The 10,626-nt window shown below is 63.0% G+C and carries 7 protein-coding genes and 2 pseudogenes; 3 read left to right on the top strand and 6 right to left on the bottom strand.

Annotated features, from left to right (window positions below):
* Positions 1–132: 132 nt before the first annotated feature.
* The 3 genes and pseudogenes from IE243_RS23635 to IE243_RS20975 form a co-directional block, all read left to right on the top strand.
* Positions 133–341, top strand: a pseudogene (locus tag IE243_RS23635) (IS5/IS1182 family transposase); the annotation flags it as partial.
* Positions 342–734: 393 nt separating this feature from the next.
* Entirely contained in the window at positions 735–947 is a 213-nt protein-coding gene (locus tag IE243_RS24040) for a transposase (RefSeq protein ID WP_191321264.1), read from the top strand.
* Between the two features lie 133 nt (positions 948–1,080).
* Positions 1,081–1,197, top strand: a pseudogene (locus IE243_RS20975) (IS3 family transposase); the annotation flags it as partial.
* A 175-nt stretch (positions 1,198–1,372) separates the two neighbouring features.
* Here the strand turns inward: IE243_RS20975 and IE243_RS20970 are convergent.
* The 6 genes from IE243_RS20970 to IE243_RS20945 all read right to left on the bottom strand — a co-directional run bounded on the left by IE243_RS20970 (position 1,373) and on the right by IE243_RS20945 (position 10,562).
* Positions 1,373–3,112, bottom strand: coding sequence for a bifunctional protein-serine/threonine kinase/phosphatase (locus IE243_RS20970; RefSeq protein WP_191321262.1), 1,740 nt, complete (start codon positions 3,110–3,112; stop codon positions 1,373–1,375).
* Between the two features lie 62 nt (positions 3,113–3,174).
* Positions 3,175–4,020 carry a formate/nitrite transporter family protein gene (locus tag IE243_RS20965; protein ID WP_191321261.1) on the bottom strand — a complete coding sequence of 282 codons (846 nt, stop codon included), beginning with the start codon at positions 4,018–4,020 and terminating at the stop codon, positions 3,175–3,177.
* 62 nt (positions 4,021–4,082) lie between these two features.
* The gene (gene nirD / locus IE243_RS20960; RefSeq protein ID WP_191321260.1) at positions 4,083–4,415 is read right to left on the bottom strand and encodes a nitrite reductase small subunit NirD; all 333 of its coding nucleotides are present in this window, start codon (positions 4,413–4,415) and stop codon (positions 4,083–4,085) included.
* A complete protein-coding gene (gene nirB / locus IE243_RS20955) occupies positions 4,412–6,862 on the bottom strand; it encodes a nitrite reductase large subunit NirB (RefSeq protein ID WP_191321259.1) in 2,451 nt (816 codons plus the stop codon). Before nirB ends, nirD begins: the two co-directional genes overlap by 4 nt.
* Before the next feature lie 808 nt (positions 6,863–7,670).
* On the bottom strand, positions 7,671–9,134 hold the full coding sequence (gene cysG / locus IE243_RS20950; protein WP_191321258.1) for a siroheme synthase CysG: 1,464 nt from the start codon (positions 9,132–9,134) through the stop codon (positions 7,671–7,673).
* A 375-nt stretch (positions 9,135–9,509) separates the two neighbouring features.
* Positions 9,510–10,562: a CmpA/NrtA family ABC transporter substrate-binding protein gene (locus IE243_RS20945; protein WP_244643296.1), complete on the bottom strand. Its 1,053-nt coding sequence runs from the start codon at positions 10,560–10,562 to the stop codon at positions 9,510–9,512.
* Positions 10,563–10,626: the final 64 nt, after the last annotated feature.

Raw genomic sequence — 10,626 nt, 5'->3', positions numbered from 1 at the left:
GCCCAGATCCTCCTTAAATCACAACCTCAAATCTGTGCCATTGGCGCTGACGGCGGACACACGCACTTTTCAATGCCGAAGGCAGTGAAGCTTAGCCTGATAGGTGGACAGGCTGTGACTGCACGCAGGCCACTGCTGCTAGACCGTGGTTACGATACCAATGACCTGCGGACGGCAATAGCAGAGCGACAAACCTGGACACGTACCCCGCCCAGGTCCAATCGCAAGGACAGCTTTGCGTTCTCCCGGAGGATGTACCGCCAGCGCAACCGCTTCAGACAGTTCAGAGGCATCGCAACACGCTACGACAGGCACCAGACAACGACCTTGCCGTTGTATAGCTCATCTCTGCGCGGATCTGGTGTCAGACGCTATGAATCTATGCCGTAGAAGGGCGCAATTCACACGTCACTTCCGGCCCTCTCAGGCGAAATGCGCACAGGAACGCGCAGCTGCAATTGCCGAAACCGGCCACTTCGAATGAAAGCGTCTGGCCCGGAAGCACCTGCAGGATTGGTGCGAGCGCCCCGCATGCAACAATGTCACCCGCGTCAAGGCACTGCCCCATCTGTAGCAGGGTATTCGCGAGCCAGGCAACTGGCGCGACAGGGTCGTAGGGCAAACCATACGCGCAGCACATCATTGCCGTTGAGCCGCACCCGGACCCACGCCAGTGAACTGCCCCTATCCTGACAGACAGGTCTTGCCTATCCTTTGAGCATAGGAGGCAGCTTGTGAGTTCACAGAGATTTACCCCGGAATTCAAGGAAGAAGCCGTTAGGCAGGTGGTCGAACGCGGTTATGGCGTTCCGGATGTCGCGGCCCGTTGGGGCATTTCGGCACATAGCCTGTACAAATGGGTCAAGGCCGTATCCCCCGACCGATCCGAGCAGCAATCCAAGGGACACATGGAAGCAAATAGCGAGGTTCTTCGCCTTCGTTCTTAACTGCGTCGCACCGAAGAGGAGCAGGATCTCTTAAAAAAGCCGCGCGGTACTTTGCCAGTGAACCCGAGTGAGGTACCGTTTCATGAACGACCACCGTCGTGACCACGCCATCGCATTGATGTGCCGGGTTCTGCGGGTGGCGCGCGCCGACGTCTTCGATTACATTGAGCGCTTCTACAACCCGCGTCGGCGGCACTCGAAACTGGGCTACATCAGCCCCATGGAGTTCGAAGCCCGCGCTATAGCTTAACCCGCTGTCCACGAAACCGGCAGCAGGCCACCGCGGCATAACCCAGGCGGAAACCCACTAGCGACAGCACCAAAACTGTTCAGATCAACCGAGCCAGCTCTTCGCCCCCTTGGCTCGGTTTTTCCAGTAGCCTGCCAGTCGGCTGCATCAGGACGCCGAGCTCCGCGATCCGGCGTCAGAATGGATTTCCCGTGCGCGAGAGGCGCCACAGAAGGACGACGACGAGCAATCCCAGGAATGCCGAGACGCCTTGCCAGAACCGGGCCGGATGCCGCTGGATCAGCGGCTGGCGCGTTGAGCCTGGCAAATCCGGGTTCGGGCGTCGCAGGTCGTGCATGAATTCGTCCACATCCTGATATCGTTTCCAGGGATTGGGATTCGTCGCCCTACGGATCGCAAGGTCGAACCACAATGGAGCGCTTGGCCGCAATTCAAAGGCTGGCGTATAGGTCAGCCGGGCCTGCTGCATGCGCGTGCGTGTTTTTGCAATGCCCGCCCCGTACGGCAGACGCCCGGTGAGCAGCTGGTACACAATGACGCCCAGGGAAAAGATATCCGCCCGACTGTCGCCCTGTTCGCCAAGAAAATATTCGGGCGCCGTGTATTGCACCGTTCCAAGGATCTGGTCCCAGGCTGTCGAGCCTGCTTCTGACACCCCAGCCACCCGGGTCGCACCGAAATCAATCAGTTTCACCGCGCCATAGCGGTCAATCATGACGTTTTGTGGTCGCAGGTCCTGGTGAACCATTTCGGCGCGGTGGAACGCGCGCAGCCCCGCAGCAATTTGCGCCGCGATGTGACGAATGGTTTCGAGATCCGGCTCGGAATGGTCCGCCATCCATTGGGCGAGCGTCTGGCCCTCAATGTATTCCGTCACCACATAGAGCGCGTTGCGACGGCTTTTGCGTGGCGGCGTTCGCATGACGTTCGGGCTATTCAGACGTCGCGCAATCCACTCTTCCATCATCAGCCGTCTGAGGCTGGAAACATCGCTTCGCATCTCGGTAGCAGGCGTCTTGATGGCGACAGTCTCGCCGGTTTCCGTGTCGGCAGCGAGAAAAACATGACTTCGGTGGCTGACGTGCAACGACCGTATGATGCGATAGCCATCGAGCACGGCGCCGGGTTCTGGCGGCGCGGCGGGCTCCAGGGCCGCATCAGGAAGCCAGCCGTCGGCGTCGATATCCGGCAGGTCGTCAATATGGACAATCTGGATGGTCAGATTGTCCCCGCTGCCTGAGGCCACCGCCGCGCCGACGATGTCGCGGGCGGCGGCGTCAGCATCGCCCGGATGGGCGGCGATTGCAGCGGCGATATCCTCTCCCGTCACATGCTCATGCACGCCGTCGCTGGACAGGACAAATACGTCACCGACATGCAGGTCCGTGATGCGATAGTCGATCTCGACGCCAGGGCGGGCACCGAGGGCGCGCGCCAGATAGCTTTGCCGCGACGAAACGACGAGCCGGTGCTCGTCCGTCAATGGCTCCAGCGACCGTCCGTGCAGGCGGCTGATCCGGCAATCCCCCACATGGAAGATGTGAGCCTGGCGCGCTTTCAACACCAATGCAGAGAATGAACAGACGTGGCCCCGGTCGACGTCGCCCACATCCGCGTGCCGGCGGGTCTCGGCGTGCAGCCATGCATTGGTCGCGGTGATAACGCGCTGGGCCGACGTTTTGACCGTCCACGCGTCAGACGTGCAGTAGTAGTCGGTGAGGAAGCTGCGTATCGCCGCCTCAGCCGCGACGCCGCTGACCGGGCTGCTGCTGATGCCGTCGGCAATAGCGATGGCCACGCCCTTCATCGCCAGAGCGGCGCCGTCAGGAATCAGCGCGCCGTGGAAATCCTGATTGATCTCCTTCCGGCCCCTGTCCGAGTGCTGGCCAATCGATATCGCGAGAGATCCGGGCATGGGCGCTCCACATGGGAACTTCCCGCCGGGCCGGCGGGAAGATGGCGGCCGCGGGGCGCTATTTATTCAGCGGGCACAACGCCGGGACGGAGGTTCACGCGGGGCGCGCGCTTCGCGCCGGTGCGGATGTGCGTTGTGTAAAGCGTGAGACCCACGAAGGTGAGACCGCCGACAAGGTTGCCCAGCACGGTGGGAATTTCATTCCAGACCAGATAGTCCATGATGGAGAAATGGCCGCCGAGCAAAAGCCCGGATGGGAACAGGAACATGTTCACGACGGAATGCTCAAAGCCCATGTAGAAAAATAGCATGATCGGCATCCACATGGCGATGACCTTGCCGGAAACCGACGTCGACATCATCGCGCCGACAACACCGGTCGCGACCATCCAGTTGCAGAGCACGCCGCGAATGAACAGGGTCAACATGCCGGCGGCGCCGTGGGCTGCGTAGCCCACGGTCCGTCCCTCGCCAATCACACCGATCTTCTGGCCCACCGCGTCTGGCGCCTGGGTGAAGCCATAGGTGAAGATTATCGCCATCATCAGCGCCACGGTGAGCGCGCCGGCGAAGTTTCCGAGGAAGACCAGCCCCCAGTTCCGCACCACGCCCCCCCAGGTGACGCCGGGACGCCGGTCGATCAGGGCGAGTGGCGACAGCATGAGCACGCCGGTGAGCAGATCAAACCCCATCAGATAGAGCAGACAGAAACCGACGGGGAACAGGATGGCGCCGGCGAGCGGCTGCCCCGTGTGCACGTTAATTGTGACGGCAAAGGCCGCGGCCAGCGACAGGATAGCGCCCGCCATGAAGGCGCGGATCACCGTGTCGCGAGTCGACATGAAGATCTTGGATTCGCCAGCATCAACCATCTTGGCGACATATTCGGTGGGAGGCAGATATGACATGGTGCGTCCTTTCAGGGGACCGGCCAGCCTTTGCGGGCGACCGTCTTTCGTCTGTCAGCCAGTCAGGCTGCGTATCGGTGGAGTGCTGAAGCGGCCAGCAGGATCCGTTCGCCCTCGATCCTCACCGGGATCTTGCCGGCGCAGCCCTGATCGGCGCCCTGCGCCTGCCCGGTTTCCAGACTGATGACCCAGTTGTGGAGGGGACAGGTCACGGCGTTTCCGTGCACCATGCCCTCCGAAAGCGGCCCGCCCTTGTGCGGGCAGCGATCGCGCAGGGCGAAGACTGATCCATTCGCCGTGCGGAACACCGCAATGTCGCCTGCAGGGCCAGCGATAACCCGGGAGCCCTGGACCGGAATATCCGTGATCAGGCCCACATCAATCCATTCAGTCATTCGGCCGCCTCCAGCAGTTTCAGGTTGGCCATTGGGGTGAATTCGTGCGCATCGCGCCCTCCAGCCCGTTCGGCCCATGGGTCGACCTGCGCCTTGCGTTGCGAGACGACGAAGCGTTCGAAGAGGGATGTGCGCCTCCCGGCGTCATCAACGACGGCGGCGCGGATGGCGTCGACGCCAACCCGGTCGGCCCATTTGTACATGCGCTCCAGGTAGCGCCCCTGCTCGCGATAGAGCTGGGTGAGCGCGGCGATGACCTCGATGCATTCGACCTCCGTGGCCGTGCGCGTCAGCAATTGCGTGCCCTTGATGTGCAGACCTGCGGCGCCTGCGAAATGGATCTCGAAACCGGAGTCGACACAGATCACGCCCACATCCTTGCAGGTCGCTTCGGCGCAGTTGCGCGGACAGCCGGAGACGCCCATCTTCACCTTGGCCGGTGTCCACGAGCCCCACATGAACTTCTCGATCCGCACGCCAAGGCCGGTCGAATCCTGGGTGCCAAAGCGACACCAGTCCGAGCCGACACAGGTTTTCACCGTACGCAGGCCCTTGGCGTAAGCGTGGCCGGAAACCATGCCTGCCCTGTTGAGATCGGCCCAGACGGCGGGCAGGTCTTCCTTGCGCACGCCCAGAAGATCGATGCGTTGCCCGCCCGTCACCTTCACTGTCGGAATGTCGTAGCGCTCCGCCACGTCGGCGATGGCCCGCAATTCACGCGGATTGGTGAGTCCACCCCACATACGCGGCACCACCGAGTAGGTGCCGTCCTTCTGGATATTGGCGTGGACGCGCTCGTTGACGTACCGGGAGCGGGCGTCGTCCTCGTACTCCTCAGGCCAGTCGCACAGCAGGTAATAGTTGAGCGCGGGGCGGCATCGGGCGCAGCCGCCTGACGTCTTCCAGCCAAGTTCCTGCATCACGGCCGGAATCGACTTCAGGGCGCCTGCCCTGATCAACCGGCGCGCCTCGTCGTGGCCCAGATCAGTGCAGCCACACATCGGCTCCACCGTCGCCGGGGCGAACGCTGTCCCGAGCGTCAGGGCCATCAACTTCTCCACAAGGCCCGTACAGGCGCCGCATGAGGCCGAGGCCTTGGTATGCGCACGCACATCTGCCAGCGAGGTCAGCCCCTCCCCGGTGATCGTCTGGACAATCTTGCCCTTGCAGACGCCATTGCAGCCACAGATCTCCACGTCGTCTGGCAAGGCGGCGACTGCCGCGACCGGATCCATCGGGGCGCCAACCGCGAACGACTGGCCATGGATCAGCGTGTCGCGCATCTGCGAGACATCGGCTCCCCGGCGCAGCAGATCGAAGAACCACGAACCGTCAGCGGTGTCGCCGTAAAGCACCACGCCGACCACCCGGTCTTCCTTCAGCACGACGCGCTTGTAGACGCCGCGCGCTACGTCGCGCAGCACCACTTCCTGACGGTCGCCGCCATCATCGAAGTCGCCCGCGGAAAACAGGTCGACGCCAGTAACCTTGAGACGCGTGGCCGTGAGCGCGCCGGAGAAGCGGGCCGTCGCATCGCCGCCGAGGCGCGCCGCCGCGACCTTCGCCATGTCGTAGAGGGGCGCGACGAGGCCGTAGCAGACGCCGCCGTGCTCAACACATTCGCCAACTGCGAAAATATCCGGATCACTGGTCCGCATGTCGTCGCCAACCAGCACACCGCGATTGACCTGCAGGCCGGCGGCGCGCGCCAGCCCGGCGTTGGGCCGGATGCCGATCGCCATCACCACAAGATCCGCCGGCAGCTCCTCTCCGTCATCCAGCCTGACGCCCGAGACACGCGCATCGCCGAGTATGGCCTGGGTGTTCGCTCCGCACCGGATGGTGACGCCCCGCTGCTCCATGGCCCGCTGCAACAGATAACCGGCGGAGGGGTCAAGCTGGCGCTCCATCAGGGTTGGCGTCAGGTGGACAACGGTGACGTCCATGCCCTGGACCGCCAGGCCGGCCGCGGCCTCAAGACCGAGCAGACCGCCGCCGATGACCACGGCGCGCCCACCCTTGCGCGTCGACGCCAGCATGGCTTCCACATCGTCAAGGTCGCGGAAGCTCACCACGCCTGGCAAATTCGCGCCCGGAACTGGCAGGATGAACGGAGACGATCCGGTCGCCAGCAGCAGGGCGTCATAGTCCGTGACGGAGCCATCGGCGCCAACGACCTGCTTCGCCTCGCGGTCGATATGATTGATGGCCACGCCGCATCGCAGGTCGATGCGATTCGACGCATACCAAGCGTCGTCGTGGATCAGAATGTCTTCGTACGTCTTCTCGCCAGACAATACTGGAGATAGCATGATACGATTGTAGTTGACGCGAGGTTCCGCGCCAAAAACCGTCACAGAATACGCGTCCGGAACACGCGACAACAGTTCATCAAGCGCGCGACCGGCCGCCATGCCATTGCCGACAACAACAAGCTTTCGGGGCATTCCTGGCCTCCTTTCCGCGCAGATGACTGCTCTGGCGAATATCTGAGTGAAAACACAAAAAACGCCGCAAGAACTCACCCACAGATCTCAACTGGATCAGGGTTGTTCGTGCGACGCCGTTGTCGATTGCGATGCCAGTTGACTGGCGCGTTGCCCGTCAGTTCAGTCGGCCAACGTCAGGTCGGGATGACGTCATTGTCATGGCCCGCGATGTGTTTAACGTTATTAAATCAAATGGTTGCACTCAAGGAGATAGTTTGGGCGCCGCGAACAACATATCATCAGCGCGGTGCCTGAAATCGGGGCAGCGACTTGCGTCGTTCTACCCCACAGCAGTGCGGATCCTCAATTCCAAAAAATATTGCCCTTCAGAAGGAAAAATTCCCGCGTATCGCGGCTCGACGCACCTGTTGTGAAAAGAAAGCTCACCCAAATGACGCATTCACAGGCATTGTAAACACTGAAGCTGGCGAAAAAGCTCGGATACAGACACGCCGCTTCAATACGCGCCGGCGATGAACATTAGCGCCGCCGCACACTCAGGCGCCCATAGCGGGCCAGCACAACAGCCACTTGCCGGGCGACGGGCGACGGGCGACGGGCGCGACGACGCCTGTCGCAGCTCTGTAGTCAAAGAATTACTCTGGAAATTCTGACGCGCCCGGTGAATTTATTTTCGTCGGATGCGTTTTTGGCCAGCAACATCATGGTTTGCCAGCTCACATCGGGTCACGCCAAACATTTGCGGCGTGCTGACGCTCACGCACCTTCAACATCTCAAAAATTCATCGGTGGCAACCAGACAGCGTCATCGCGCCTGTTGCCGGTCTTGAGCGGACTCTTGACTGGATCCGGTCTGCACTGACCTGAATACATCGCCAATCCCGATCAGCACGGGCCGGTCCGGGTCCCGACTGCGCGCCGCGTCGCCAAGGGCGTAAAGCGGCCCGCTCCAGCGTGTTTCCTGTCGCGACACATTGCTGACCATCATGGCTGACCCGTTGGCGGGATAGCCCGCCGCCATCAACCTGTCGGCGATCTCGGGCGCCGTCGCGCCCGCCATGTAGTAGATTGTTGTCGTTTTGCGATCAGCCAGCCCCCGCCAGTCAAGGTCTGCAGGCAGCCGTCCGGTTTTCGCACACCCTGTAACGAACCGTACTGATTGCGCCGTCTCCCGGTGTGTAAGCGAGACGCGCAGTGAGGCCGCCATCGCGACGCCGGCGGTGATACCGGACACGATCTCGACCGGCACGCCAGCGCGCTCAAGACAGGCGATCTCTTCGCCGGCGCGGCCGAAAATCATCGGATCGCCAGATTTGAGCCGGACGACATGCTTGCCTTCAAGCGCGAGCCGCACCATCAGGCTGTTGGTGTCGTCCTGGCTACAGGAGGCGCGGCCGCCCCGCTTTCCCACCATCAGGCGCCGGGCTTCCCGGCGCGCCAGCTCAAGCACGTCGTCCGACACCAGATCATCGAACAGGATCACATCCGCGGACTGCAACGCCCGCATGGCCTTCAGCGTCAGCAGTTCAGCATCGCCCGGCCCGGCGCCAACCAGAGTGACCCGGCCGGTTGCATGGCGGGCGATCGCCAGCGCTTCGCGCAAGGCGTCCGGATCCGTGACGGAGGCAGGCGGCCGCCCCGCAAACGCTAGGTCGGCAAAGCTCTCCCAGAAGTCGCGCCGGGCCAGCCCTTGGGCCACGCGGTCCAGAACATGGCCCCGCATGTTGCGGGCCAGCGCCGCCCACAAAGCGATCGAGGGATGAAGCAGCGTCTCGATTTTCCGGCGGATCGCCTGGCCCAGAATCGGGGCGGCGCCATCGGTCGAAATGCCGATCACCACCGGAGAGCGGTTGACGATGGCACCGAACTGAAAGTCGCAGAAAACAGGATTGTCGATCACATTGACCGGCGCGCCAGCGGCGCGGGCAGCGGTGGCGAAGGCTGCGGCCTCCTGGTCGTCTTCGGCGTCCGCCACCGCGATCGCCGCTCCCTCCATAACGTCCGGCGTCCACCGGCGGCCATGGATCGCAAAACGGCCGTCCGCCGGGCCATGGCGGAGCAAATTGTCCATGTCCTCGCCTGTCGACGGAGCGTAAATGTTCACATGTGCGCCAGCGGCCGCCAGCAACTCAGCCTTCCATGCGGCGGCGCTCGAGCCGCCGGCGACAACCGCGCGCCGCCCGCGCAAATCATGGAACACTGGCAGCTTCGCAAGCGGGCCCAGCCGCCCTGGCGCTGCCGCCTCTGGCTTTCTTGATCGCAGGGGCATTGGTGGTCCTCCGAACTGGCATGTTGCGGACGGGCGAAGACGACACGCGCCATGGCCGGGCGCGCCTGAGGCGCGCGCTCGGCTGGCAATGAGGAGGGTCGACTTCAATGTCTGAAGGGAACGCCACGGCGAGGGCATTTGGGGAGACAGCCACCGGCCAGATCCCGACTGACGAAGTCTGGACCGGCCGGGCCTCCCGGCCATGACGTCATTGTCAGGCCGAACCATTCAACGATAGGCGCGCCGGCAACGGCCCTCAAGGCGCCCGACAATCCCCGGCGCCGTTTCCTGCATCACAGCGCCTGGGAAATGGGCAATCGGGGTGCTGTTCGTCGACAACCGGGGCGTTTCGGCGGCTACATGTCTGGCGGGCTTTCAGGAGCGAATAGGGAAGCCGCGCACATATCCCGGCAGATCTTCAGGATCAAACATGCGCCCGTCCAGAAATGGCTGCGACGCCAGTTTCAGCGATCCGCCGTTTGTCGCCACCACCGTTGGGGTTGCGGTCCCCTCGGGCTTGCTGGCAGCCACCGGAATATCCTGGACCCGTCCCGAGAGCGCGGCTCCATAGATGTCGGGCCGGTAAGCGGCGGCAACGTTGTTTAGCCTGGCGGGGTCCCACTTGGCCTGGCCCCAGCGGATCATCTGGCTGTAGATCCAACGCGCCTGGCTGAGCCACGGGAAGTTCGCGCCGCCAGAGTGGTAGGTCACATAGCTGTCGATGCGCCGCGCCTGGCCCGCGGGATCAACGGACAGCTCCCCCCGCAACAGGCGGCGGATCATCTCCGGCTCCCCACCGATGCAGGCGGGATCCGCCAGCATGTCGGCGAGATCCGCATGATTGCCCGGGACGTCGCACCAGCGCGCCGCCATATCAAGGGCAACGATGAGTCGCATCAGGGTTTCGTCATTCGCCCCAGCCCAGGCCGGACTGACGCCAAGCACCTTTTCGGGCGCCGCCGGCCAGATGTCGGCCTTGGTGGCGACGATGCGCCCAACGCCGCTTTCCACCGCAATGACATTCCAGGGCGCATTGACGCAAAAACCATCAATTGTGCCTGAAGCCAGTGCATTCGCCGTCATTGGCGGCGGCGTCACAATCAATGTCACGTCACGGTCCGGATTGATGCCCCCTGCGGCCAGCCAGAAACGGAGTTCGTAGTTGTGCGATGAGAACGGATAGGTCATGGCTAGGATCAATGGCCGGGCGCCATCCCGGTTTCGCCGCGCGATCACCGCCTGCAACGCCCTGGCGTTGGCCAACGCGCCCTCGGTTCCGTTCAGGCCCGCAAGCTGTTGCATCTCCCTGTAGAGCGTCACCGACAGGGTGATGGCGTTGCCTCCGCCGCCAAGCGCGAAGGGCGTGAAGCAGGGCGTCGGATTGGAGCCAACGCCGATCTGGGCGGCGACCGGCATCGGGCTGAGCATGTGCGCGACTGTCCGCCGTCAGCGCCAATGGCACAGATTTGAGGTTGTGATTTAAGGAGGATCT

It is taken from the genome of Camelimonas fluminis, assembly GCF_014656355.1.
Lineage (GTDB): Bacteria > Pseudomonadota > Alphaproteobacteria > Rhizobiales > Beijerinckiaceae > Camelimonas > Camelimonas fluminis.
Note: the sequence above shows the minus strand (reverse complement) of the source record. Positions and strands in the feature narration are given on the sequence as shown.

What these genes read in the sequence shown, in the direction of transcription:
- IE243_RS20970 (WP_191321262.1), bottom strand. Translation starts at nt 3,112, where the DNA reads ATGCCCGGATCTCTCGCGATATCGATTGGCCAGCACTCGGACAGGGGC.
- IE243_RS20965 (WP_191321261.1), bottom strand. Translation starts at nt 4,020, where the DNA reads ATGTCATATCTGCCTCCCACCGAATATGTCGCCAAGATGGTTGATGCT.
- nirD (WP_191321260.1), bottom strand. Translation starts at nt 4,415, where the DNA reads ATGACTGAATGGATTGATGTGGGCCTGATCACGGATATTCCGGTCCAG.
- nirB (WP_191321259.1), bottom strand. Translation starts at nt 6,862, where the DNA reads ATGCCCCGAAAGCTTGTTGTTGTCGGCAATGGCATGGCGGCCGGTCGC.
- cysG (WP_191321258.1), bottom strand. Translation starts at nt 9,134, where the DNA reads ATGCCCCTGCGATCAAGAAAGCCAGAGGCGGCAGCGCCAGGGCGGCTG.
- IE243_RS20945 (WP_244643296.1), bottom strand. Translation starts at nt 10,562, where the DNA reads ATGCTCAGCCCGATGCCGGTCGCCGCCCAGATCGGCGTTGGCTCCAAT.